Annotated in this window: 21 protein-coding genes; 11 read left to right on the top strand and 10 right to left on the bottom strand. The window is 64.4% G+C overall.

Annotated elements, in window-relative coordinates; genetic code table 11:
• Positions 1 to 18: 18 nt before the first annotated feature.
• The gene (locus F4U94_RS04495) at positions 19 to 1914 is read left to right on the top strand and encodes a methyl-accepting chemotaxis protein (RefSeq protein WP_170271905.1); all 1896 of its coding nucleotides are present in this window, start codon (positions 19 to 21) and stop codon (positions 1912 to 1914) included.
• Here F4U94_RS04495 and F4U94_RS04490 read toward each other — a convergent pair whose 3' ends face one another.
• The 4 genes from F4U94_RS04490 to F4U94_RS04475 form a co-directional block, all read right to left on the bottom strand.
• Positions 1915 to 3126 carry a serine hydrolase domain-containing protein gene (locus F4U94_RS04490; RefSeq protein ID WP_120251682.1) on the bottom strand — a complete coding sequence of 404 codons (1212 nt, stop codon included), beginning with the start codon at positions 3124 to 3126 and terminating at the stop codon, positions 1915 to 1917. It abuts the gene before it with no gap.
• Between the two features lie 56 nt (positions 3127 to 3182).
• Positions 3183 to 5705, bottom strand: a complete 2523-nt coding sequence (locus F4U94_RS04485; RefSeq protein WP_120251683.1) for a TonB-dependent receptor — start codon at positions 5703 to 5705, stop codon at positions 3183 to 3185.
• Positions 5706 to 6094: 389 nt separating this feature from the next.
• On the bottom strand, positions 6095 to 7036 hold the full coding sequence (locus tag F4U94_RS04480) for a cytochrome-c peroxidase (RefSeq protein ID WP_120252292.1): 942 nt from the start codon (positions 7034 to 7036) through the stop codon (positions 6095 to 6097).
• 29 nt (positions 7037 to 7065) lie between these two features.
• Complete coding sequence (locus F4U94_RS04475; RefSeq protein WP_120251684.1) at positions 7066 to 7605, bottom strand: hypothetical protein; 540 nt, start codon at positions 7603 to 7605, stop codon at positions 7066 to 7068.
• A gap of 78 nt (positions 7606 to 7683) precedes the next feature.
• On the opposite strand from F4U94_RS04475, the gene F4U94_RS04470 reads away from it, so the two are divergent.
• The 8 genes from F4U94_RS04470 (at position 7684) to F4U94_RS04435 (ending at position 16247) form a co-directional block, all read left to right on the top strand.
• On the top strand, positions 7684 to 9819 hold the full coding sequence (locus tag F4U94_RS04470) for a TonB-dependent receptor plug domain-containing protein (RefSeq protein ID WP_150411846.1): 2136 nt from the start codon (positions 7684 to 7686) through the stop codon (positions 9817 to 9819).
• A 118-nt stretch (positions 9820 to 9937) separates the two neighbouring features.
• Positions 9938 to 11977, top strand: coding sequence for an amidohydrolase family protein (locus tag F4U94_RS04465; protein WP_120251685.1), 2040 nt, complete (start codon positions 9938 to 9940; stop codon positions 11975 to 11977).
• A 116-nt stretch (positions 11978 to 12093) separates the two neighbouring features.
• Positions 12094 to 12273: a hypothetical protein gene (locus F4U94_RS04460; RefSeq protein WP_120251686.1), complete on the top strand. Its 180-nt coding sequence runs from the start codon at positions 12094 to 12096 to the stop codon at positions 12271 to 12273.
• 66 nt (positions 12274 to 12339) lie between these two features.
• Positions 12340 to 12933: a nitroreductase family protein gene (locus F4U94_RS04455; RefSeq protein ID WP_120251687.1), complete on the top strand. Its 594-nt coding sequence runs from the start codon at positions 12340 to 12342 to the stop codon at positions 12931 to 12933.
• A gap of 108 nt (positions 12934 to 13041) precedes the next feature.
• Complete coding sequence (locus tag F4U94_RS04450; protein WP_232015785.1) at positions 13042 to 13632, top strand: LuxR C-terminal-related transcriptional regulator; 591 nt, start codon at positions 13042 to 13044, stop codon at positions 13630 to 13632.
• A 19-nt stretch (positions 13633 to 13651) separates the two neighbouring features.
• Entirely contained in the window at positions 13652 to 14326 is a 675-nt protein-coding gene (locus F4U94_RS04445; protein WP_120251688.1) for a DUF969 domain-containing protein, read from the top strand.
• Positions 14326 to 15261: a DUF979 domain-containing protein gene (locus tag F4U94_RS04440; protein WP_120252294.1), complete on the top strand. Its 936-nt coding sequence runs from the start codon at positions 14326 to 14328 to the stop codon at positions 15259 to 15261. Before F4U94_RS04445 ends, F4U94_RS04440 begins: the two co-directional genes overlap by 1 nt.
• Entirely contained in the window at positions 15258 to 16247 is a 990-nt protein-coding gene (locus F4U94_RS04435) for a DUF2891 domain-containing protein (protein ID WP_120251689.1), read from the top strand. The genes F4U94_RS04440 and F4U94_RS04435 overlap by 4 nt, the downstream gene beginning before the upstream one ends.
• A 4-nt stretch (positions 16248 to 16251) precedes the next feature.
• On the opposite strand, the gene F4U94_RS04430 is transcribed toward F4U94_RS04435, so the two are convergent.
• The 6 genes from F4U94_RS04430 to F4U94_RS04405 form a co-directional block, all read right to left on the bottom strand.
• Positions 16252 to 16974, bottom strand: a complete 723-nt coding sequence (locus tag F4U94_RS04430) for a winged helix-turn-helix domain-containing protein (RefSeq protein ID WP_120251690.1) — start codon at positions 16972 to 16974, stop codon at positions 16252 to 16254.
• A gap of 90 nt (positions 16975 to 17064) precedes the next feature.
• Entirely contained in the window at positions 17065 to 17904 is an 840-nt protein-coding gene (gene dapD / locus F4U94_RS04425) for a 2,3,4,5-tetrahydropyridine-2,6-dicarboxylate N-succinyltransferase (protein WP_120251691.1), read from the bottom strand.
• Complete coding sequence (locus F4U94_RS04420; protein WP_120251692.1) at positions 17901 to 18572, bottom strand: pyrimidine 5'-nucleotidase; 672 nt, start codon at positions 18570 to 18572, stop codon at positions 17901 to 17903. Before F4U94_RS04420 ends, dapD begins: the two co-directional genes overlap by 4 nt.
• A gap of 41 nt (positions 18573 to 18613) precedes the next feature.
• A complete protein-coding gene (locus F4U94_RS04415) occupies positions 18614 to 19102 on the bottom strand; it encodes a DUF3617 domain-containing protein (protein WP_120251693.1) in 489 nt (162 codons plus the stop codon).
• A gap of 102 nt (positions 19103 to 19204) precedes the next feature.
• Entirely contained in the window at positions 19205 to 20077 is an 873-nt protein-coding gene (locus F4U94_RS04410) for an LOG family protein (protein ID WP_120252295.1), read from the bottom strand.
• Between the two features lie 144 nt (positions 20078 to 20221).
• Positions 20222 to 20911 (bottom strand): extensin family protein, encoded by a 690-nt coding sequence (locus tag F4U94_RS04405; protein ID WP_120252296.1) that lies wholly within the window; start codon positions 20909 to 20911, stop codon positions 20222 to 20224.
• Between the two features lie 160 nt (positions 20912 to 21071).
• Here F4U94_RS04405 and F4U94_RS04400 point away from each other — a divergent pair, with 160 nt between their 5' ends.
• Positions 21072 to 22235, top strand: coding sequence for a phosphoserine transaminase (locus tag F4U94_RS04400; protein ID WP_120251694.1), 1164 nt, complete (start codon positions 21072 to 21074; stop codon positions 22233 to 22235).
• Positions 22236 to 22363: 128 nt separating this feature from the next.
• On the top strand, positions 22364 to 23944 hold the full coding sequence (gene serA / locus F4U94_RS04395) for a phosphoglycerate dehydrogenase (protein ID WP_120251695.1): 1581 nt from the start codon (positions 22364 to 22366) through the stop codon (positions 23942 to 23944).
• The last annotated feature ends 190 nt before the right edge of the window (positions 23945 to 24134 follow it).

The following is a 24134-nucleotide window of genomic DNA, read 5'->3' as shown; positions in this document are numbered from 1 at the left end:
ATTGGAGAGTTTGGCCCGTTGCATTTCAAGACTTCCTATCCGGGTCGGCCGCTGGCGAATCTCTCCTTTCCGGCGAAGATCCTGAGCAGCTACGCGCTGGCGGCATTGTTGCTGATCGGATCGCTGCTGCTGTTCGGCATCCATCAGGCGCGGGAAGAGGATCGCAGCGAGATCGCCTATACGAGCAAGGCGGTAGAGGCGGCGATCGACGCGAAGGCGAAGAATTTCCGCAGCTGGCTGAAAGGCTATGCGCTGTGGGACGAGCTTTATGCGCATATGGTGCGGACCGTCGATCCGGTGTGGACCAACGATAATGTCGGGCCGGGTGTGTGGAAATCCTTCACCATGCCGATGCGGGGCATCTATGTCAGCGATGCCGCCAACCATGTTTTCTACAGCTATTGGGACAAGGGTGAAAAGCCGTCGTTGCAGGCATTGCGCGGCGCCGACCTGCCGGACCTCTATCGGGCGGCAGACCGGACCGATACGCCGATCATCAGCCATATCCTGTACGAAACGCAGCCCTATTTTCTGGGCGTGGCGCGGATCCGTCCGACCGACGGCAGGATAAGGAACGATCGCGATCCCAAACGCTATCTGATCTGGTTGCAGCCGGTTGCCGGCCGCCTGTTGGACGATATCGGCCAGTCGATGGCGATCGATCATCTGCGCTGGGAAACGGGAAGCGATGGCGTGGACGGGCCGCAACTGGACCTGTTCGCCGAACCGGCGGTGACAGGCTATATCAGCTGGACCCCGCGCCGTCCCGGCACGGCGATGCTGCAACATGGCTGGCTGCTGGCGCTGGGCCTGGTGGTCGTGACGGCGCTTGTGGGGCTGGCCCAATATCTGCTGGCCCGACGATTGAACCAGCTGTTGCTGGACAAGCAGGCGGAGGCGCAGGTGCAGGCGGAGCAGAGTCGCCGCGCGACCGACCTGTCGATGCAGGCGGAGCGGGAGGCGCAGGCACTGATGGCACGACTGCGCGAGCAGGAGCAGGCGGTGGTGCGTGTTTCCGAGGAGCGCGACGAAGAGCGCGAGCGGCGCAAGGAAGAGGGGCGGACGCGATCGCTGGCGACGCTGGCGCTGTTCGAGCAGGATTTCGATAGCGTGCTGCGGCCGATGCTGGAAATCGCGACGGCGCTGAATAGGCAATCGGGGGAGTTGGAACGCGGCGCCGAAGCCGGTCGCGACGCGGCCGCGATCGTCGCCAGTTCCGCATATCATTCGACCGAATCGATCGACATCGTGGTCGACGGCAACCAAGCGCTGAGTGAGGCGACCGTCAGCCTGGACGGCAATGTCAGTGCGGCGGTCGCCTCCACCCGGCGGGCGGAACGGACGATCGACGATCTGGTCGCGCGGCTGGCGGATCTGAGCGCCAACACGGTCGCCGTCGAAGCGGTGGTGTCGTCCGTGGCCGGGATTGCCGCGCGCACCAATACGCTTGCGCTCAACGCCCGGATCGAGGCAGCGCGGGCGGGGGAAAGCGGCAAGGGTTTCGCCATCGTCGCCAATGAAGTGCGCCAGATGGCGGAGCTGACCAGCCAGTCGACCGCATCGATCACCGCCGTGCTGCGCATGATGCAGGACACGGCGCAGACTGCGACGTCGGGCGTCCATGCGGTGCGCGATCTGGTGGGGGAGATTGCGCGCGTCACCGGATCGTCGCGCGCCGCGCTGGACCATCAATCGCTGGTCGCAGGCGAAATTCGCGATGCGGTGATGGGCACCAAGGCACGCATGACCGATACCGATGCGGCGATCCGCCAGCTGGAATGGGTGATCGGATCGTCCGAGCGCACGGCCCGCGCGGTCACCACCGCAGCGGGCGAATTGCGCGACCGCTCCGCACAGTTGCAGGCACGGGCCGGGCAATTCGCCGAAGCGCTGCGACAGGAAGGCCGGGGTTGATCAGGGCGCGGTCAGTTGATGGAAATAGGCCAGCGTCTCTTCCATCACATGGGGCGGTTCGGGCAGGGGGTAATGGCTCAGCTTCACGATCACCGTGCGGCTTTGCGGATGGACGTAGATGAACTGTCCCGCGAGGCCGAGCGCGGTATAGGCGCCCGGCTGATCGTCCAGTTGCCAGAATTGGAAGCCGTAACCGCGCCCGCCAAAGGGCGTGGGCTGGGCAAAGGGGATCATGCTGGTCGCCTGTTTCATCCAGCCGCGCGGTAGCACGGGCTTGCCGTCGCGCAGGCCATCGTCGAGCATCAGCTGACCCAGCCGCGCATAGTCGCGCAGCGTGGCGTTGAAGCCCATGCCGGACAATTCGCGCCCCTTGCCCTCCGGCCCGTCGGCGATCCAGAAGGCGTCGCCCTCCATGCCGGCGGGTTGCCACAGGTTCGCGGCGGAGAAGGCGGCGAGCGACTGGCCGGTTGCCCGTTCCAGCACCCAGCCCAGTACGGCGGTGTCCAGCGTCGCATAGTTGAAGCGGCTGCCGGGCTTTGCGGCGCGGGCGATGGTCGTGGCGCGATCGGCGAAGCGTTCCTCGTTCAGCACAATGGCATGGCGGTGGATCAGCGCGGCGACGCTGGGCTTCTCGCCGAAATCATAGCGTTCGTCATAATCGACGCCGGATCGCATCTGGAGCAACTGACGGATCGTCACGTCGGCATAGGCGCCCTTGCGCAATTCGGGCACATATTTGCCGGCCGGATCGTCGAGCGAAGCGATCTTGCCCCGGTCGAGAGCGATGCCGATCAGCAGCGAGGTGATCGATTTGGCCATGGAGAAGGAGATGAAGCGATCCGATGGGCGTGATCGGTTGCGATAGTCTTCGAACACGACCTTCCCATCGCGCAGGACGATGATCGCATTGGTATAGGTGCGGCGCGCCCAGTCGTCATAGCTGCGGGTGACGCCGTTCAGCTGGAAAGGGGGCGGGGTGATCGTCCGGCCATCGGGCAAGGCGCGGACGGCGTCGCCATGCGGCACGGCGCGGGTTTCGAACATATCGGCCGAATGGCGGAAGTTGAAGGCATTGATGTCGGCATCCAGCCAATGTTCGCGCATCTGGATGACGGGATCGGCGGGAATGTCGGTCGGATTGGCGGCGGGCGATGGCATGGCTATGGCCGTCAGCATCATTGGCGCCAGCAGGCGCAGGGACAAGCGGATCATGGAAACCCTCGTGAAAAAGGGCGGCGCGGGGAAAGACCGCGCCGCCGATCAATCGATCAGAACTGCTTCTTGAGCGTCACCGCCCAGGTGCGCGGCAGGCCCGGCGCACCGGACAGGACGCCCACCGAACTGAAATTGGTGTTCATCGAGGTGAAGTAATATTTGTCGGTCAGGTTGCGCACCTCCAGCGATGCGCTCCAGCCATCGTCCCCGCTGCGCCAGGTGACGCGGCCATTGGCCAGGAAATAGCCGTCGATCCGGCTGGTCGCGACCAAGGTGGGCAATGCGCCGCCGCCTGCTCCTGTGGCCGTGGCCGACACGGTGGCCGCGTCCGTGTTGATCGCGTCGACATAGATATGGGACTGGTAACTGCCGTCCAGACGGAAGCTCAATTCCCCGCCCAGCACGTCCGGCACATCATATTGCGCGCCGGCATTCCATTTCCATTTGGGCGTGAAGGGCGGCACCATGTCCAGCGTGACGCCGGTATTGGCGCTGCCCAGCGACGTATATTTGAAGTCGAGATAGCTGAGCGATCCATCGAAGCTGAGGCGGCTGGTCGGCCGGATCGTCGTTTCGAACTCTATGCCCTTGACGTCCGCCGACCCGACATTGGTGGGCTGAAGACAGGGCGTACCTTCCGCGCCCGCATCGGTCGGGCAATTGAACACGGTCAGGATGATATTCTTGTAATCGTTGAAGAAGGCCGAGACGTTGAAGCGCAGCATGCGATTGAACAGGTCGGACTTGAACCCCGCTTCATAGGCGGTGATGGTTTCGGGCGAGAAGGGGCGAACCTGGCTGGGGTAGAAGGGGCGCGGATTGACGCCGCCCGCGCGATAGCCGGTCGACACCTGGGCATAGACCATGAATTCGGGCGAGAAGCGATAGTCCGCCGCGATGCGCCAGTCGGTCCGCTGCGACTTGAAATGGGCGCCCAGCCCATTGAGGCCGAAGAGCAGGCAGTTGGGCGCATTGCCGACGCCCGTTGGGCCAGCAGTCGGCGCGCCCAGGAAGAAGGCGCATGGCCCCTGGATCGCCGTGCCGTCCGGATTGCGGCGGACATAGCCATAATCCTTCTCGTCCCAAGACGAGCGGATGCCGCCCGTCAACGTCAGCGCGTCGACAGGCTTGAAACTGACATTGGCGAACAATGCCTTGTTCTTGGCGGGCGTCGGATCTGGGCCATGGAGGAAGTCGATACCGGCATAGTTGAGGTCGATACGGCCGGTAAACTTGCCCTTCGTGTCGAAGTAGAAGCCGCCCACCGTATAGTCGAGCCGGCGGTCGAGCGCGGTGCCGCTCAGGCGCAATTCCTGGCTCCACTGGGTATTGCTCTGCTGCTGTTCGAACATGGACGACTGGACCGGTGCACCTTCGGCAAAGGACCAGTCGGCCTCATAATGGCGGTATGATGTGACGGACTTCAGCGCCAGCGTGTCGTTGATGGTCCAGTCGATCGTGCCGGCGAACCCATAATTGTCGAGGTCCGAATGCGGGTCGAGCGACAATGGCTTGTAGGCCATCTGTCCGTCGCGCGTCGCATTGTCGGTGAAGGTGGCGTAGCTGATGAACTTCTTGTTGTAGCCCGACGGTGGCGTGTCGCAACTGTTGACGCCGAACGCGACGAAGGCGCAGTTGAGCGCCACCGGCGCGCCGTTGACGCCAGCCAACCAGGGGCGAGGGCCACCGGTCGCGCTGGGACCGGGGAAGGTACCGGCCTTGTTGGCGAAGATCAGTACGCTGGCGCCGGCTTCGTCGCGCTGGCGGGTATAATCGGCCGACACGTTGATTTCGACATTGTCGGTCGGCAACCAGCGCAGCGCCGCCTTGGTCGCGATGAAGCTTTGCCCGCCCAGCGTGCCGAGCTCCGGATCGGCATCCGTCGCCTGGGTCGGTACGTTGGAACCCGGATGGGTCAGCGCATAGTCGAGCCGCTTGACATAACCGTCCCTGTTCTTGCTCGCGCCGGACACGCGCAGGAACAGGTTTTCGGTCAATTTGAGGTCGATGAAGCCGCGCATGTCGATGCGGTTGTAGCTGCCATAGGTCGCCTCCAGCATGCCGCTGCCGTCGCCCTTGGGCTTGACCGAATAGAGTTTGATCGACCCGCCCAATGAGTTGCGGCCGGCCAGCGTCCCCTGCGGCCCGCGCAGGATTTCGACCCGGTCGAGGTCCATCAGGTCCAGCAGCGATCCGGTCAGCGTCGGCAGATAGACGTCGTCGATATACATGCCCACGCCCGGTTCGAGCGCGAAATTGGGGTCGGATTGGCCCACGCCGCGAATGAAGGCGATGATGCCGGGGCCAAGATAGCCGTTCTGGGGCGCCAGCGTGACGTTCGGCGTCTGGGCCGCGACTTCGGAAATATTGGTCTGGCCGCGGGCTTCCAGCGCTTCGCCATTGAGGGCGGTGATGGCCAGCGGCGTATCTTGCAGCTTTTGCGACTTGAACTGGGCGGTGACGATGATGTCCGACGCGGCAGGCGGCACGGCATCCTGCGCCGATGCGACGGGCGTTGCGCCAAGGCCGGCCAATACGGCCAGGCTGGCGCCGAATAATATCTGCTTATTGGTCATAATATCCTCCCCATTTGTATGCTTGTGATACAATATAGTTAAAACTCTGCCGTTTTATTATCCTGATATGGCAACGGTCAGAAAGTCAGGCTCGACGCTATTGATATAATCATCAACTATGCAAGCGGAGCATTTTTTGGGTGTATCAGTGATCATCATAATGATCCGCCGAACGACGACTGTTCACATCATGATCATGGTTGTGAATCTATTTCGCCTGTCACGGCGAATATATCCTCTCCTCCTGTCCTATGACCGTCCCGCTTATCTGGTCTGTGCGGTGATCGATCGATGACTTTACGTGTATATGAAATATTCTGAAATGTGAAATGATATTTGCATATGGAAGCATGCGGCCTAACTATTTGAAATATAATTAGGGGCGGGTGTTATAGCCGCTTCCCACAGGCGCGATCGGGCATGGAAAAGCGTGGATCGGTCAGGAAATTAACGTCCGTGAATTGCTCGAGGAGCGCAGCGAGCGGAGCCATCGCCTCTTCGGGAAGCGGTAGGCGATGGCGGCGGATCGCGTCGGTCATGCTGCGGGCCGACCCGTCATGCCACCAGGGACCGGTGATGGCGACGTTACGCAGCGATGCTGTGCGGAAAAGGCCCGCATCCGCCGCCCGGCTGGTCTTTTCGATGAGGCCGGGGTCGCGCGCCTGCACCGGTTCGAAGCCATGATAGCGCAGGTCGGTCATGTCCTGCCCGCCATGGCAGGATGCGCAATGCCGATCGAACAGGCGGAGGCCCTGTTGTGCAGCGGCGGGCATGCTGGCTTCGGCCCGGCGGAACCGGTCATAGGGGCTGTCGCGCGCGATCAGGGTGCGCTGGAAGGCGGCGAGTGCGGCGGTGACCGTGCGCGTGTCGATCCGGCCCTTTTCCGCCGGGAAGGCGCGGGCGAACATGGTGCGATAACAGGCATTGGCGCCCAGCCGGCGCGGCAATTCCGCTTCCCGACCCGTCATGCCCATTTCGACGGGCTGGGTGCCCAGCAATGGCACCAGCGCCTGATCCTCCAACCGGGTGAGGCTGGGATCGGCGGCGGTGAGCGGCGACAGCCAGCCGACATTGGCCAGCCCCGGCACGTTGCGCCGGCCCGGATCGCCATGCACGCCCGGCCGGGTGGCATTGCCGTCGGCAAAGCCGCGTTTCTGTTCATGGCAGGCGGCGCAGGCCATGGTGCCGTCAGCCGACAGATCCGCATCATAGAAAAGGCGGCGGCCCAGTTCGACCTTGGCCGCGCTCATCGGGTTGTCGGCGGGCACGGGCGGGGCGTCCACCCCGGCCGGCAGATCCCAGCGCCATGGTTTGCCGGCCGCGACCAGCATCAGCAATGCGGCGGCCAGCAGCAGGGGCTTCACGGCAGGCGCGTCACCAGCAGGGTCAGCTTGTCCTCGCCATTGGCCGCGATTTGCAGCGTGTAGCGACCGGGCTTCAGGTCATAATCCACCATCTTGCGAATGCCCGAACAGTCCGGCCCATGGCCATGGGCGGTCGAGGTCGCGGCCTGACCGTCGCCGATCACATCGACCCAGGCGCCCGATCCCAGCGCGACGCGCCAGGTGCCCGCTTCTTTCACGGTGAAGCTGGCCAATCCGCCATGGCTGACGCTGCCGCCCGGCTTGGCCGGCCGTACCGGATAGGCGACCTTGGGCGTGGGAAGCAGCGCCAGGGTTACGGTCCGTCCCGGCGTCAGCATGGCGCGCGCGGCGCCCTTGCCATCGGCGGCGGCCTTCAAAGCGACCGGATTGCGCCAGGAGGCCATGGGCGCGGGCAGCTCCGCCGGGGCGGCGCACTGGGCCGGCGCATGGTCCATCTGCGCAGCGGCGGGCGCGGTGCAGAGAAGCGCGGCGATGGCGGCCGGCGCGAGGCGCTGGAACGGGGCGCTGAATGGCATCTGGGGCTTCCCTCCGAAATATTTCGCTATATACGGCCGGATATATCGAGTCGAACGACCGGAAAAGGGGGAAAATATATGAGGATCGCTTTCACCGCCCTGTTGCTGGCGGGCAGTGCCTTTGCGGGTCAGGCCCAGGCGCAGGTTCAGCCGGAGGAGGGGAGCGATAGCTTCTCGCTGGGGCAGATCATCGTCACCGCACCCCGCACCCAGGGAATCGAGATCGATACCAATACCCTGTCCTCGAACGCCATCTACACGTTCGGCCGTACCGCGCTGGACGATGCGATCAACCTGATGCCTGGCGTATCGGCCGGCAATAGCGGCGGCACGCGCAACGAGCGGCTGGTATTCGTGCGCGGTTTCGACCGGTTTCAGGTGCCGCTGTCGATCGACGGCATCCGCGTCTATCTGCCCGCCGACAACCGGCTGGACTATGGCCGTTTCCTGACCACCGACATCGCCGAAGTGCAGGTGGCCAAGGGCTATGCGTCGGTGCTGGACGGGCCGGGCGCGATGGGCGGGGCGATCAACCTGGTCACCGCCAAGCCGACCAAGGCGCTGGATATCGACCTGCGCGGCACGGTGAATTTCGACAATGATACCGACTATGCCGGCTATAATGTCTCCGCCAAGGTCGGGACGCGCCACGACAGATGGTATGCGCAGGCCAGCTATGCGCGCAGCTTTACCGACCATTGGGATCTGCCCAACGACTTTACCCCGCGGAACGTCGCGCTGGAGGATGGCGGCGCGCGCGATTTTTCGCGTACCCGCGACTGGCGCGTCAATGCCAAGGTCGGCTTCACGCCCAATGCGACCGACGAATATGCGTTGAGCTATACCTATCAGGAGGGGGCGAAGGGCGCGCCGCTGCACATCAGCGATACGGTGACGACGCCGCGCTTCTGGGACTGGCCGGAATGGAACATCACCAGCATCTATTTCCTGTCGACCACCGCGCTGGGCGACCGGGCGACGCTCAAGACCCGCGCTTATTACAACCAGTTCGATTCGATCCTGCGCAGCTTCACCGACCGCACGATGACGACGCAGACCCGGCCCTATACGTTCGACAGTCCCTATGAAGATCGCGCCTGGGGCGGATCGGCCCAGCTGGATTTCGACGCGAGCGAAGCGGATACGCTGCGCCTTGCCTTCCACTATCGCCATGACAAGCATGTCGAGTTTCAGACCAGCTTCTCCACCGCCGGCATCGGCACCACCGAGCCGCGCCAGACCCAGACGGAAGAGACATTTTCCGCCGCGCTGGAAAATGAGCTGCGCCTGACGCCGGACCTGCGCTTCACGCTGGGCGGCAGCTTCGATTGGCGCAACCTGATCAAGGCGCAGGAATATGGCGCGCCGCTCGGCACGTCGGGCGCGTCGGTGCTGTATAATTATCCGCGCCGCGATGCCGACACCTGGAATGTGCAGGGCCGGTTCGACTGGCAGGCGAGCGAGGCGGTGAACCTGCACGCCAGCCTGTCGTCGCGCGCGCGTTTCCCGACGATTTTCGAACGGTTCAGCCAACGCTTCAACACCGCCATCCCCAATCCCGATCTGAAGGCCGAACGCGCCACCAATGCGGAAATCGGCGGCAGCTGGGCGGCGGGCAAGCTGCGAGTGGAGGGTGCGCTCTTCTACAGCTGGGTACGCAACGCGATCTTCAGCGTGCCGACGCCGGCCTATCCCTGCACCGCATCGACCACGCCGCCGGCGGTGCCGGTCGCCGGCTGCGCGCTGACCAACCTGTCGCAGAGCCGCAATGTCGGTAAGGGCGAATATTATGGCGTCGAACTGTCGGTGTCGGCTACGATCCTGCCGGGGCTGGACGCCGGGTTCAACTATACCGGCACGAAGCGTAATCTGGACTATGCCGCCAACCCGCTGTTCCACCCGACCGGCGTGCCCACGCACAAGGGCTTCGCCTATCTGGACTGGGCACCGATCGAGAAGCTGCACATCGTCCCCAGCGTGGATCTGGCGTCAAACCGCTGGACCCTGTTCACCGCCCTGCCGGCCAGCGCGCCGCAGCGTTATTATCGTACCGGAGCCTATGTGAATGCGGGGCTGCGCGTCGATTATGCCATCACCGACGGGATCGAGATCGGCGTGGGCGGCCGTAATCTGTTCGACGATTATTACACGCTGACCGACGGCTTCCCGGAAACGGGGCGTACGCTCTTCGCCAGCATTCGCGCGCGTTACTGACAAGGCACACGGGGCTGCGCCGGGCGACCGGCCGCAGCCCCCAGGATCGCACCGAAAAGCCATTGCGCGGCGCGCGCGGGCGCGTCAGTCTGATCCCACAAAATATGGGGAGTGAGATATGCGCCGAACGATGCTGGCTTCGTTGCTTGCCGCCATTTCGTCCATCGCCATGGCGGCGCCGACACCCAAGGAACAATTGCTGACGGCGCCGTCCGATGCGCGCCATTTCACCATCAGTTCGACCGCCGGCAATCATGGCGACATCTGGTCCTGGACGCTGGTGGACGGACAGGTCGCCTATCGCATGTCCATGTCGCTGCGCGGTTGGGTGACGGAGACGGACGAGGTGATGAAGCTTGGCGCCGACGGGCGGCCGAGCAATATCGTCATTCGCGGTTTCACCGATCAGGGTGACGCGGCCGAGACGTTCAGCGTTGGTGCGGATGGCGTCGGCCGGTGGAAGACGGTGATCGACGAGGGCGCAGCGCCCTATGCGGGCAAGCGATACAGCACATATGGCGGCCCCTGGCTGGCGGGCGAGAAGGATATCGAGGCGCTGGTGGCGGCCGGCGACAAGGGTATCGACCTGCTGCCGACCGGCCATGCCAGCATCAGCATCGGCCAGTCGGTGCAGATAGACGGACCGCAGGGACCAAAGACGGTCAAGCTGGCCTTCATCAAGGGCTATGGCTTTTCTCCCTCGCCGATGTGGCTGGACCAGGATGATCGCTTCTTCGGCAATGCCGGAGTGATATCGCTGCTGCCGGCGGGTTATGAGAAGAACGGGCCGAAGCTGAAGGATATTCAGGATGCGGCCACCGCCGCCATGGTGCGCGATGTGGCGCACCGGTTCCTCAGTCCCGCCAATCGCACCCCGACACTGATCGACCATGTGCTGCTGTTCGATTCGGTCGCGGGCACCTATCTGCCCGACCGGGCGGTGCTGATCGCCGATGGCAAGGTCGCCAAGGTCGGCGCGGGCGGCTCCATCAAGGCGCCGGCCGGCGCGACCCTGATCGACGGGCGCGGCAAGACGCTGTCGCCCGGCCTGTGGGACGCGCACCAGCATGTCGGCGACGATTGGAACCTGTTGCAGAATCTGGCGACGGGCATGACCAACTATCGCAGCCCCGGCTCCATGATCGACGAGGCGTTGAGTATCCAGAAGCGTCGGGCGGCCGGCGACCTGCTGGCACCGGACGGGAAGATATCGGTCATCATCGACCGCAAGGATCCGTTGGCCGCGCAGGGCGCGCTGACCGTGTCGTCGGCGGCCGAAGCGGTGGCGGCGGTCGACAAGATCAAGGCGGCGGGCCTGTGGGGCGCCAAATTCTACACGTCCATGGACCCGGCCTGGATCGCACCGGCGGCGGCAGAGGCACATAAGCTGGGCCTGCACGTTCACGGCCATGTGCCCGCCGGCATGCGCCCGCTCGATGCGGTGCGGGCGGGCTATGATGAGATCACCCATATCAACTTCATCATGATGCAGGCGATGCCGCAGGATGTGGTGGACAAGGCCAACACTGCCGCGCGGCTGGAGGGACCGGCCAGATATGGCAAGGATGTCGATCTGGATTCGCCGACGATGAAGGCTTTCTACGCCGAACTGGCGAAGCGGGGCACGATCATCGACCCGACCCTGACCGTGTGGGAACCGCTGATGACGTCGGACGGCACGGCCATTTCGCCCGAATATGCGCCCTTTGCCGACATCGCCCCGCCGTCGGTCGCGCGCAGTTGGAAAATCGGTGGCTATCCGCTGGTCGCCGGGCTGACGCGGGACGATTATCGCAAGAGTTTCGACAAGATGGTCGGGCTGGTCGGCCGCCTGCACGCGGCCGGTGTCCGCATCGTCGCCGGCACGGATGGCTATGGCCTCGAACTGGTGCGTGAACTGGAACTCTACGAGCAGGCCGGCCTCACCAATGCGCAGGCCTTGCAGACCGCGACCATCGTGCCGGCGCGGATGACCGGCCTTGCCGACAGCATCGGATCGATCGCGCCGGGCAAGAAGGCCGATATCATCCTGGTCGATGGCGACGTGTCGAAGGACATCACCCGGCTGCGTCAGGTCGATACCGTCTTCCTCGACGGCTATCGGCTGGACGGCGATGCCCTGCGGCGCGCGAGTGGCCTGTCCGGCATGCCGAAATAAGCGATGGGGGCGGCCGACCCGCCCCCAAATTTTTCTGTCGCGCGGTCCAGCATTGCTTGCAGGACGATTCTCTATAGCATCAGTAGATAAGTCGCATGAGTCGGCGCGGAGTATCTATGCAGGATGGGCAGGAGCAGGATGGGGCCGATGGCCTGTTCGGGCGGTGGCGGGCGCGACTGGCGCAGGCGCTGCTTCGCGAACCTTCGGTCGTGCTGATCGACCGGGACGCCGATGCCCTGTTGGACCTGCCTGATTCTCGCGAATTGGCTGCGCCGGCGCGCGAAACGGTCAACTGACCCCTTCGCATATGCGCATGATCGCCTACATTGGCGGTCCTTCCTTCGTTTTTTCCAGGAGATAGCATGGCCACCAATCCCCGCGCCTCCACGCGCGCCGTCGACAGCCTGTTCCTCGATCGCTGGTCGCCCCGTGCGTTCGACAGCTCCGCCATCCCGCAGGCGGATCTGGACACTATTTTCGACGCCGCGCGCTGGGCGCCATCGGCCTTCAACTATCAGCCCTGGCGTTTCCTCTACGCCCATCGCGACGATGCCGACTGGCAGCGCTTCCTGGAATTGCTGCTGCCCTTCAATCAGGGCTGGGTGAAGAATGCCGGCGCGATCGTCTTCATTCTGTCCGACACGCTGATGGCTGCGCCCGGATCGGAAGATTATAAGCCGTCGCACAGCCACAGCTTCGATGCGGGTGCCGCCTGGGCACTGCTGGCGTTGCAGGCGACGCGGCTTGGCTATCACACCCATGGCATGACCGGCCTGGATTTCGACAAGGCGCGGGCTGAACTGGCCGTGCCGGAGCGTTTCCGGATCGAGGCGGCGGTCGCGATCGGGCGTCAGGGCGACAAATCGGTCCTGCCCGAAGCGCTTCAGGCGCGCGAAGAACCGAGCGATCGCAAGCCGATCGAAAGCTTCGCCCATCAGGGCAATTTTGCCGGCTGACCTTTTGAAATCATTCCCTTGCCTTGCGGTCGGGGGGTGAATTGGGCACCATGACGGGGGGCAGCGCGCTGGCGTTGCCCCCGTTTTCCTGTCGAGTGCCTGTTTTTCATGTCCCTGCCCGCAATGACCGTCGCCATGATTGCCGACAGCGCCGTCGCGGCCGTCGTCACCAATCCGCGCCTGCCCGACAATCCGATCGTCGCCTGCAACGACGCCTTCGTCGCGCTGACCGGCTATGCGCAGGATGAGGTGATCGGGCGCAATTGCCGTTTCCTGTCGGGTGCGGATACCGAGGGTGCCGCGATCGACACGATCCGCGGCGCGCTGAAGGCGCAGCGGCCGGTGCTGGTCGAACTGTTCAACTATCGCAAGGATGGGACGGGCTTTCGCAACGCGGTGATGATCGCGCCGATCTTCGGCGCCGATGGTGCGCTCGACTGGTATCTGGGGTCGCAGGTGGCGGTCGAGGATGCAGGCGTGCCGCGCAGGGATGAGGCCACGGCGCTGATCGCGACGCTCACCGATCGTCAGCGCGCCGTGCTGACCGGCATGGCGGAGGGGCAGCTCAACAAGCAGATCGCCTTTGACCTGGGCCTTACCGAACGGACGGTGAAGATGCACCGCGCCGCGATGCTGCGGGCGCTGGGCGCGCGCACGGCGGCCGACGCCATTCGCCTGGCCATCGAAGCGGGGCTGTGAGCATGAAGCGGAGGCGCGGCTGATGGTTCTGCTCGGCATCGCCATCATCGTGGCGGGCTTCCTGCTGCGCTTCCATCCGTTGCTGGTGATCCTGGCTTCCGCGATCGTCACGGGCCTTGCGGCGGGGCTGGACCCGCTGGCGATCCTCGCCGCCTTCGGCAAGGCGTTCAACGATGCCCGTTATGTCAGCATCATCTGGATCGTGCTGCCGGTCGTCGGCCTGCTGGAAGCGAACGGGTTGCAGGAGCGGGCGCGCGGCCTGATCGCGAAGATGCGCGGGGCGACGGTCGGTCGTTTCCTGACCTTCTATCTGATCCTGCGGCAGATGCTGGCCGCCGTCGGCCTGACCTCCGTTGCCGGCCATCCCCAGACGGTCCGCCCGCTGGTCGCGCCGATTGCCGAAGCGGCGGCCGAGCGTCAGGCGGGCGATCTGGACGATGCGGAGCGCGAGGAGATCAAGGCCTGGGCAGCGGCGACCGACAATATCGGACTTTTCTTCGGCGAAGATATCTTCCTCGCCATCGGCTCCATCCTGCTGATCAAGGGACTGCTGGAACAATATGGCATCGATCTGGAGCCGTTGCAGCTGTCGGTCTGGGCGATCCCGACCGCGATCGCGGCGCTGCTGATCCACGGATTCCGCCTGTGGCGGCTGGACAGGCGGCTGACGCGTCGGCGCGCGGAGGGGCAGTGATGATCACGCTGCACTGGGTCTATGCGCTGGCCGGCGCGGTGTTTGCCGCCTTCGCCCTGCTGGGCGCGCGCGATCGGGATAATCCCCGTCGCTGGACGACCGCCGCCTTCTGGGCCTTGCTCGCGACCTCCATGTGGGCGGGCGACAGGCTGGGCGATCTTGGCAATGGCGTGCTGGTGCTGGGATTGATCGCACTTGGCGCGCTGGGCCTTGGCCGGGGCGATGGCGTGGTGCCGCCGGAGCAGCGGCAGGCGCGCGCTGATCGCTTCGGCAATCGCCTCTTCGTTATCGCGCTCGTCATCCCGGTGACGGCGCTAGCCGGCACCTTCCTGTTCAAGGCCGCGCCGGACTGGTTCGATGCCAAGCAGGCGACGCTGATCGCGCTGGCGCTGGGGGTGCTGATCGCGATGACGGCCGGATGCCTGTGGCTGCGCGCCGGGGCGCTGGTGCCGTTGCAGCAGGGGCGGCGGCTGATGGACTGTATCGGCTGGGCGGCGATCCTGCCGCAGATGCTGGCCAGCCTGGGTGCGGTCTTCGCGCTGGCCGGCGTGGGCGATGTGGTGGGCGGTATCGTGCAACAGGCGATCCCGCAGGGCAGCCTGCTTGGCGCGGTGATCGCCTATGCCCTCGGCATGGCGCTCTTCACCATGATCATGGGCAATGCCTTTGCCGCCTTCCCGGTAATGACGGCGGCGATCGGCGTGCCCTTGCTCATCCGCACCTATCATGGCGATCCGGCGGTGGTGTGCGCCATCGGCATGCTGGCGGGCTTCTGCGGCACGCTGATGACCCCCATGGCCGCCAATTTCAACCTCGTCCCCGCCGCCCTGCTCGAACTCAAGGACAAGCATGGCGTGATCAAGCGGCAGGTCGGCACCGCACTGCCGCTGCTGATCGTCAACATCGCTCTTATCTACTGGCTGGCCTTTCGATGACGCTTCTGACGCAAGAGATTGGCGAAAATTTCGCCACGCTGACCCTGTCGCATCTGGGGCGGCAATATCCCTACAAGATGGACCTGGTGATGGCCGGGCCGCAGGATGCCCGGCCGCCGCAGGACCATCATCCGATCTTCCACGGCAGTTTCGACTGGCATAGCTGCGTCCATGGCTGGTGGCAGGTGATGCGCCTGAAGCGCCTTTTCCCGACGCTGGCGCAGGGGGATGCGATCCGGGCGCGGGGCGACGCAATGCTGGTGCCGGACAAGGTGGCGGGCGAACTGGCCTATCTGCATCGGCCGCTCAGCACCGGGTTCGAACGGCCCTATGGCTGGGCCTGGGCGCTGGCGCTGCATCAGGAACTGGCGTTGCATGACGCGCCCTGGGCCGATGCCTTCGCGCCGCTGGCCGACGCGTTCGCAGAGCGCTTCCATGCTTTCCTGCCCAAATTGACCTATCCGCTGCGCGTCGGCACCCATTTCAACATCGCCTTCGCGCTGATCCTGACGCTGGGTTGGGCGGAGGCGCGCGATCCCGCGCTGGTGGCGCTGATCCGCGACAGGGCGATCGGCTGGTTCGGGCAGGACCGCGCCTGTCAGGCGTGGGAGCCGGGCGGCGACGAATTTCTCTCGCCCGCCTTGTGCGAGGCGCTGCTGATGAGCCGTCTGCTGGATCGCGCGGACTTTGCCGACTGGTTCCACGCCTTCCTGCCGCATCTGTCGGCGGGCGAACCGGTGACGCTGTTCACGCCCGCCACCGTATCGGATCGCAGCGATGGCAAGATCGCGCATCTCGACGGCCTGAACCTCAGCCGCGCCTGGTGCTGGCGCGGGATCGCCGCCGCACTAGGGACCGGCGATCCGGTCGCCGATCTGGCGGAGCGGGCCGCGCGCGTCCATATCGATGCCAGCCTGCCCCATGTCGCGGGCGACTATATGGGCGAACATTGGCTCGCCACCTTCGCCCTGCTGGCGCTGGAATGATCGCTTAGTGGGTGACGCTGTGGACGAACATATAGCCTTCGTTGCGGATCGTGCGGATGACCGGGCCTTTAAGGCCGCAGGCCGACAGCTTTCGCCGCAACCGGCATAGCTGCACGTCGATCGAGCGATCATAATGGTCGCTGGTCGCGCCATAGACGCGGTCGAGCAGGCGGGTGCGGTCCAGCACCTGGCGCGGATGTTCGATGAAGGCCCGCAGCAGTTGAAATTCGCCGTCCGACAGGGCGACGGCCATGCCGACCGGGTTGAACAGCTGCCCGGTGGTCATGTCCACGCGCCAGCCCTCGAACGATGCGACGCTGCGGGCGGCGGGTGCCTGCACTTCCCGCGCCGATCCCGCGCGGCCGCGCAGGGCGGCCCGGATGCGGGCAAGCAGTTCGCGCGGATTGGCCGGTTTGCTCAGGCAATCTTCGGCGCCCATTTCCAGCGCGGCGATCCGGTCCGCATCGCCACAGGCGGCGCTGTGGACGATCACCGGCAGGCGGCGCTCGATCGCCAGTTCGCGCAGCAGCGCGGTGCCCTGACCCGGCGCGACGGTGGGGTCGAGCACCACCAGCGCATAATCCTCTTGCTCCAGCCGCTCGCGCATCTGGAGGGCAGAGGCGGCGCCGGTGACATGCAGGCCGTAGCGGGCGAAATTATCGGCCAACTGGCCGATCTGGGTGGCGTCATCGTCAACGATGAGCAGGCGATTGGGCAGGACCGTCATATCCGCAAGGACGCTGCCGCCGGCCCAGAACCGTCTCGTCCGTGCGATAGTGTCAGCGAGGTGGCGCCAGGCCACCCCGCCGGACTGCGATCAATCGCGCAGCAGCTCGTTGATGCCGGTCTTCGACCGCGTCTGCGCGTCCACGCGCTTGACGATCACGGCGCAATAGAGGCTGGGGCCGGGCGTGCCGTCGGGCAGGGGCTTGCCGGGCAGCGAACCGGGGACGACGACCGAATAGGGCGGGACTTCGCCGATGAAGACTTCGCCGGTGGCGCGATCGACGATCTTGGTCGACATGCCGATGAACACGCCCATCGACAGGACCGAACCCTTGCCGATGCGCACGCCTTCCACGACTTCGGACCGGGCGCCGATGAAGCAGTCATCCTCGATGATGACGGGGTCGGCCTGCAGCGGTTCCAGCACGCCGCCGATGCCGACGCCGCCCGACAGATGGACATTCTTGCCGATCTGGGCGCAGCTGCCGACCGTCACCCAGGTGTCGACCATCGTGCCTTCATCGACGAACGCGCCGATATTGACGAAGCTGGGCATCAGGATGACGTTCTTGGCGATGTGGCTGCCGGCGCGGGCGAAGCTGCCCGGCACGGCGCGGAAACCGGCGGCGCGGAAGGCGGCCTCGTCCCAGCCGGCGAACTTGCTCGGCACCTTGTCCCACCAATGGCCCGCGCCCGGCCCATTGTCGATCAGCACATTGTCGTTCAGGCGGAAGCTGAGCAGCACGGCCTTCTTCGCCCACTGGTTGACCTGCCAGCCGGCTTCGGTCGGCTGCGCCACGCGCAGTTCGCCCTTGTCGAGCAGGGCCAGCGCCTGATTGACGGCCGACCGCACATCGCCCTGCGTCTGGAGATTGACGTTGGCGCGGTCTTCCCATGCGGCGTCGATGGTGGTGATCAGGTCTTGGCTCATGCTGCTTCCCCAATGATTTTCGCCAGAAATGGCGTCAGATGGTCGGTTTCATAATCGATGAAATCGGGATGATGGTCGTGATTGCCCGCTTCGGAGCCATTATTGACCCAGATGGTGGTCATGCCGATCGCCTTGGCGGGCTTGAGGTTGCGGGCCATATCCTCGAAAAAGGCGGCGCGGGTCGGATCGATGGCATGGACCCGGCACAATTCCGCATAGCCCGATGGATCGGGCTTGGGGATATATTGGCAGGCATGGATGTCGTGGATCAGCTCGAACGCCTGCGCCAGGCCCAGCTTTTCCAGCACACGGCCGGCATAGGCGGCGTCGCCATTGGTGAAGATCAGGCGGCGGCCGGGCAGGGCGGCGATATGGGCGTTCAACGCCGCATCCACTTCCAGCCGGTCCATCGAGATATCGTGGACATAGTCCAGGAATGCGTGCGGTTCGATGCCATGATGGTGCATCAGGCCCGACAGCGTCGTGCCCTGCTCCATGAAATAGCGCTTCTGCGTCTGCCGCGCGATCACCGGGTCGCAGCCAAGCAACCCCTGGATATACTCGCCCATCTTCACGTCGATCAGCGCGAACAGGTCCGCCTTCGCCGGATAGAGCGTATTGTCCAGATCGAAGATCCAGGTGTCGACATGGGCGAGGTCACCGAGCATGGCCGCGCCCTAAAGCGGTCAGCGGTTCAGGGCAAGTCCGCTCACTTGGGGCAATCGCCCAGCCGCCGATAGTCGTGGCGCCATGTCGCGGCGGGCACCTTGCCGGGCACGGCGGGGGTCTTGACCGACACGACCCAATGTTCTTCCCGCCCGCTGCGCACGATCTCGCCGGGCATGCTGGCGGCCGGGGCCGTGACGCCCAGTTCGGGGATACGGATCGCCGGGCAGTTCAGGGTGAAGCTCGCCTTGCTGAACGAATCGAACCCCACGCTGATCGGACATATTTGTTCGCTCGGCCCGGCCGCGAGCGATTCCCGGATCATCGCCTGCAATTGCGCGGCGGAAATGCAGGCGCGTTCCTGCCGGTCGGGTGCTGCCGGGTTTTTGGGGATGGTGGTGAAGCTGTGCGTCCACAGGCCCGGCTTCACATCGCGCAATATCGTCAGTTTCGACAGGTCGCTGGAACCGGGCGCCGCCGCGATCAACCCGCAGGCCATGGCCGATAATATAGCGCGCTTGGTCCAGTTCATGCCATCTCCTCTGATCTTCTGAAGATCAGGGATGGCACGGACAGGTGACGTCGCCAAAGTCATGGCGTGCCGCCCGTCCGTTTTTCGGCTCGGCTGGTCGGATCAGCCGGCGGCCTGACTGTCTTGATAGAATGCCTGCACCGCGTCCCACGCCTCTTGCGCGCTTTCGACCCAGGTCAGAAGATTGAGGTCGCTGTGCGAAATCACGCCTTCGTCCGCCAGCGCCTCGAAATCGATGACGCGGGTCCAGAAATCCTTGCCGAACAGCAGGATCGGGATCGGCTTCATCTTGCCGGTCTGGATCAGCGTCAGCAGCTCGAACATTTCGTCGAACGTGCCGAACCCACCGGGGAAGACGGCGAGCGCGCGGGCGCGCAGCAGGAAGTGCATCTTGCGCAGCGCGAAATAGTGGAACTGGAAACTCAGCTCCGGCGTGACATAGGGGTTGGGCGCCTGCTCATGCGGCAGGACGATGTTCATGCCGATGGTGGTCTGGCCGACATCCTGCGCGCCCCGATTGGCCGCTTCCATGATCGACGGGCCACCGCCCGAGCAGACCACGAAGTGGCGGCCGCCCTCCGCATTGACGGGATATTGGGCCGAAATCCGTGCCAGCTTGCGCGCTTCGTCATAATAGCGGGCCTTGGCGCCCAGATTTTCGGCGATGCGCTTCTGTTCGGGCGTGGTTGCCGCGTCGATCCGCGCCTGCACCTGATCGGGCTCGGGGATGCGCGCGGAGCCATAGAAAACGAAGGTCGATTCGATCTGCGCCTCGTCCATCAGCAATTGCGGTTTCAGCAGTTCCAGCTGGAACCGCACCGGGCGCAGATCGTCACGCAGCAGGAATTCGGTATCCTGATAGGCCAGCTTATAGGCGGCGCTCTGCGTCTGGGGGGTGCCAAGCTGTTTCTTGGCGTCATGGGCCTCTTCGCGGGCCGGGCGGAATTTGCGTTCTTCGATTTCTTTTTTCGTCATTTGCACCAACTTAGTGTCGGGCGGTGACAAAACCAAGTCTGGATTGGCGGGAAATTGATAGGAACGCCCCGTCATTGCGAGCGCAGCGAAGCAATCCATGTGGTGCGATAGATTGCTTCGCTGCGCTCGCAATGACGAAATGAATTAGCGGCAAAACCCTCCACGCCCGCCCATGTCGAAATGGAAATGGTCGCGATGGGCCGCATTATAGTCGGGGCTGAGCACGGTGTTGAACCGCTTGCAGGCGCTGGCGTGGACGATTTTCAGGAACTGGCGCGTTTGGCGGTCGCCGTCCCAATCCTTTTGGATACTGATTCGCCGGCCGTCGGACAGGACGAAGGCGGATACGTCGATCGCGTTGCTGTGCGCATGTTCGGACAGCTTGCCGCTGCCCGCGATCGGGCGGCAATTATAGGTGCCGAACGTCTCGATCTTCTCGATCTCCGCGCCGAAGATGACGCGCGCGGCGGGTTGTACGCCAAACTTCGCCCAGGCCGCGAAATTGGCGGCGAGGTTGCAGGTGATCGCGCCGATGCCGGTCGTCGGCACGCCGATGTCGATCAGTTTGACGCTGTTTACCGCGCTGCATCCGCCGCCGAAATTCCGGTCGGGAAGGGGGGTGAAGGCCACCGCCTGCGACTGGAGTTTGGCGAAACATTGCCGCGTTTCCATGGCGGGTTGCGCCGGCGCGCGGACGGGCGGCGGCGGTTTGGGCGCGCTTGCCACGCGCCCGCGCGGGACCAGATCGCCGCTACAGGCGCTCAGCATGATCGCACAGGCGACGGCCAGAGCCGCGCCGCGCAGAAGTCCAGTTTCTGTCACCCGCTCTTCCATGAATCGGATGTTTACCATCCCGAATCTTTACGAAAGTTAACCGGCGATGCGGCTCGTCGCATTTCGACAAACGGCTTGACTCTTTTTTCGGCGACATTAGTGCGGCCGACGGGCCACGCGGTCCCAACGCCGCGCAGCTCTCTGTAAGGAGAAGCATTACATGACTGATTTGACTGCCGTCGACGCCACCATTGCGCCTGCTGTAAAGCCCGCCAGCCGTCCGGCCCGCCCCTTTTTCTCTTCCGGTCCCTGCGCCAAGCCTCCGGGCTGGGATGCCGCCAAGCTGGCCACTGAGTCGCTCGGCCGTTCGCACCGCGCCAAGATCGGCAAGACCCGTCTTGCTTACAGCATCGACCTGATGCGTGAGCTGCTGAACCTGCCCGACACCCACCGCATCGGCATCGTCCCCGGTTCCGACACCGGCGCGTTCGAAATGGCGATGTGGACCATGCTGGGCGCGCGTCCGGTGACGACGCTGGCCTGGGAAAGCTTCGGCGAAGGCTGGGTGACGGACGCTGCCAAGCAGCTCAAGCTCGACCCCACCGTCATCCGCGCCGACTATGGCCAGCTGCCCGACCTTTCGACGGTAGATTTCAGCACCGACGTGCTGTTCACCTGGAACGGCACCACGTCGGGCGTGCGCGTGCCGAACGCCGACTGGATTCCGGCCGACCGCGAAGGCCTGACCTTCGCCGACGCGACCAGCGCGGTGTTCGCCTATGACATCGACTGGGCGAAGATCGACGTCGCCACCTTCTCCTGGCAGAAGGTGCTGGGCGGTGAGGGTGGCCATGGCGTGCTGATCCTCGGCCCGCGCGCCGTCGAACGCCTCGAAACCCACACCCCCGCCTGGCCGCTGCCCAAGGTGTTTCGCCTGATGGCGAAGGGCAAGCTGGCCGAAGGCGTGTTCAAGGGCGAAACCATCAACACGCCGTCCATGCTTGCCGTGGAAGACGCGATCTTCGCGCTGGAATGGGGCAAGTCGCTGGGCGGTTCGGCCGGCCTGATCGCGCGCAGCGATGCCAATGCGGCTGCGCTGGGCAAGATCGTCGCGGAGCGGGATTGGCTCGGCCATCTCGCCGTCGATGAGGCGTCGCGGTCGAAGACCAGCGTCTGCCTGACCGTCGAAGGCGCCGACGAAGCCTTTATCAAGGCCTTCGCCGCCCTTCTCGAAAAGGAAGGCGCCGCCTATGACGTCGCGGGCTATCGCGATGCCCCGGCCGGCCTGCGCATCTGGTGCGGCGCGACCGTCGAAACGGCGGATATCGAAGCGCTCGGTCCCTGGCTCGACTGGGCCTATGCGACCGTGAAGGCTGCCGCTTAACTCTCATAATTGTCGTCATTCCCGCGAAAGCGGGAATCCATCTCCGGCCCTATCGACAGGTGCAATGTCGAGAGATGGATCCCCGCCTTCGCGGGGATGACGGGACTATTTTGCAAAGGATAAAATCCATGCCCAAAGTTCTTATCAGCGACAAGATGGACCCCCGCGCCGCCGCAATCTTCAAGGAACGCGGCGTCGAAGTCGACGTCATCACCGGCAAGACCCCCGAAGAACTGATCGCCATCATCGGCGACTATGATGGCCTCGCTATCCGTTCGTCCACCAAGGTGACAAAGGAAATCCTGGACGCCGCGACCAACCTCAAGGTCATCGGCCGCGCCGGCATCGGCGTCGACAATGTCGACATTCCCTATGCCTCGTCCAAGGGCGTGATCGTGATGAACACGCCGTTCGGCAACTCCATCACCACTGCCGAACATGCCATCGCGCTGATGTTCGCGCTCGCCCGCCAGCTGCCCGAGGCAAACGCTCAGACGCAGCAGGGCCTGTGGCCCAAGAACGGCTTCATGGGCGTGGAAGTCACCGGCAAGACGCTGGGCCTGATCGGCGCGGGCAATATCGGTTCGATCGTCGCGACCCGCGCGCTGGGCCTCAAGATGAAGGTCGTCGCTTTCGATCCGTTCCTGACGCCGGAACGCGCCATCGAAATGGGCGTGGAAAAGGCTGATCTGGACACGCTGCTGGCCAAGGCCGACTTCATCACGCTGCACACGCCGCTGACCGACCAGACCCGCAACATCCTGAGCCGCGAAAATCTGGCCAAGACCAAGAAGGGCGTGCGCATCATCAACTGCGCGCGTGGTGGCCTGATCGACGAAGCGGCGCTGAAGGACGCGCTGGATTCGGGCCAGGTCGCGGGCGCCGCGCTCGACGTGTTCCAGACCGAACCAGCCAAGGAATCGCCGCTGTTCGGCACCCCCAACTTCATCTGCACCCCGCATCTGGGTGCATCGACCGACGAAGCGCAGGTCAATGTCGCGCTTCAGGTCGCCGATCAGCTGTCCGACTATCTGCTGGACGGTGGCATCACCAACGCGCTGAACGTGCCCAGCCTGTCGGCCGAGGAAGCGCCCAAGCTCAAGCCCTATATGGCGCTGGCGGAAAAGCTGGGCAGCCTGATCGGTCAGCTGGAAGGCGACCAGATCAGCGGCGTCGCCGTCGAAGTGGAAGGCCATGCCGCCGAACTGAACCAGAAGCCCATCACCGCCGCCGTTCTCGCCGGTCTGATGCGCGTCTATTCGGACACGGTGAACATGGTCAACGCGCCCTTCCTGGCGAAGGAACGCGGCCTGGACGTGCGCGAAGTGCGCCATGACCGCGAAGGCGATTATCAGACCATGGTGCGCGTCACCGTGACCACCGAAAGCGGCGAGCGTTCGGTCGCCGGCACGCTGTTCGGTCATGCTCAGCCGCGTCTGGTCGAACTGTTCGGCATCAAGGTGGAAGCCGATCTGGACGGCACGATGCTCTACATCGTCAACCAGGACGCGCCCGGCTTCATCGGTCGCCTGGGGAGCAAGCTGGGCGGATCGGACGTCAATATCGGCACCTTCCATCTGGGCCGTCGAAACCAGGGTGGCGAAGCCGTGCTGCTGCTGTCGGTGGACGGCACCGTCACCGAACCGCTGCGCTGGGAAATCTGCAACCTCACCGGCGTGAAGCAGGTGAAGCTGCTGCGTTTCGCGTAACAGCTTAGAAATTCCGTTCGTGCTGAGTAGGGGCTGAGCCTGTCGAAGTCCCGTATCGAAGCATCCTTCGATACGGGACTTCGACTTCGCGCAGTGCCTGTCCTGAGCGCCTGCCTTGGCAGGCAGTCGAAGGGGCTGCTCGGGACGAACGGAGGCTGGATAATATAGCATTATCCGCTAAAGGCCTGTC

Source organism: Sphingobium limneticum, from assembly GCF_008710155.1.
Lineage (GTDB): Bacteria > Pseudomonadota > Alphaproteobacteria > Sphingomonadales > Sphingomonadaceae > Sphingobium > Sphingobium limneticum.
This window is presented reverse-complemented; position numbering and strand designations above follow the sequence as displayed.

Coding starts and splice junctions, on each gene's coding strand:
- F4U94_RS04490 (WP_120251682.1), bottom strand. CDS start 3,126: ATGATCCGCTTGTCCCTGCGCCTGCTGGCGCCAATGATGCTGACGGCC.
- F4U94_RS04485 (WP_120251683.1), bottom strand. CDS start 5,705: ATGACCAATAAGCAGATATTATTCGGCGCCAGCCTGGCCGTATTGGCC.
- F4U94_RS04480 (WP_120252292.1), bottom strand. CDS start 7,036: ATGCTGGTCGCGGCCGGCAAACCATGGCGCTGGGATCTGCCGGCCGGG.
- F4U94_RS04475 (WP_120251684.1), bottom strand. CDS start 7,605: ATGCCATTCAGCGCCCCGTTCCAGCGCCTCGCGCCGGCCGCCATCGCC.
- F4U94_RS04470 (WP_150411846.1), top strand. CDS start 7,684: ATGAGGATCGCTTTCACCGCCCTGTTGCTGGCGGGCAGTGCCTTTGCG.
- F4U94_RS04465 (WP_120251685.1), top strand. CDS start 9,938: ATGCGCCGAACGATGCTGGCTTCGTTGCTTGCCGCCATTTCGTCCATC.
- F4U94_RS04460 (WP_120251686.1), top strand. CDS start 12,094: ATGCAGGATGGGCAGGAGCAGGATGGGGCCGATGGCCTGTTCGGGCGG.
- F4U94_RS04455 (WP_120251687.1), top strand. CDS start 12,340: ATGGCCACCAATCCCCGCGCCTCCACGCGCGCCGTCGACAGCCTGTTC.
- F4U94_RS04450 (WP_232015785.1), top strand. CDS start 13,042: ATGTCCCTGCCCGCAATGACCGTCGCCATGATTGCCGACAGCGCCGTC.
- F4U94_RS04440 (WP_120252294.1), top strand. CDS start 14,326: ATGATCACGCTGCACTGGGTCTATGCGCTGGCCGGCGCGGTGTTTGCC.
- F4U94_RS04435 (WP_120251689.1), top strand. CDS start 15,258: ATGACGCTTCTGACGCAAGAGATTGGCGAAAATTTCGCCACGCTGACC.
- F4U94_RS04430 (WP_120251690.1), bottom strand. CDS start 16,974: ATGACGGTCCTGCCCAATCGCCTGCTCATCGTTGACGATGACGCCACC.
- dapD (WP_120251691.1), bottom strand. CDS start 17,904: ATGAGCCAAGACCTGATCACCACCATCGACGCCGCATGGGAAGACCGC.
- F4U94_RS04420 (WP_120251692.1), bottom strand. CDS start 18,572: ATGCTCGGTGACCTCGCCCATGTCGACACCTGGATCTTCGATCTGGAC.
- F4U94_RS04415 (WP_120251693.1), bottom strand. CDS start 19,102: ATGAACTGGACCAAGCGCGCTATATTATCGGCCATGGCCTGCGGGTTG.
- F4U94_RS04410 (WP_120252295.1), bottom strand. CDS start 20,077: ATGACGAAAAAAGAAATCGAAGAACGCAAATTCCGCCCGGCCCGCGAA.
- F4U94_RS04405 (WP_120252296.1), bottom strand. CDS start 20,911: ATGGAAGAGCGGGTGACAGAAACTGGACTTCTGCGCGGCGCGGCTCTG.
- F4U94_RS04400 (WP_120251694.1), top strand. CDS start 21,072: ATGACTGATTTGACTGCCGTCGACGCCACCATTGCGCCTGCTGTAAAG.
- serA (WP_120251695.1), top strand. CDS start 22,364: ATGCCCAAAGTTCTTATCAGCGACAAGATGGACCCCCGCGCCGCCGCA.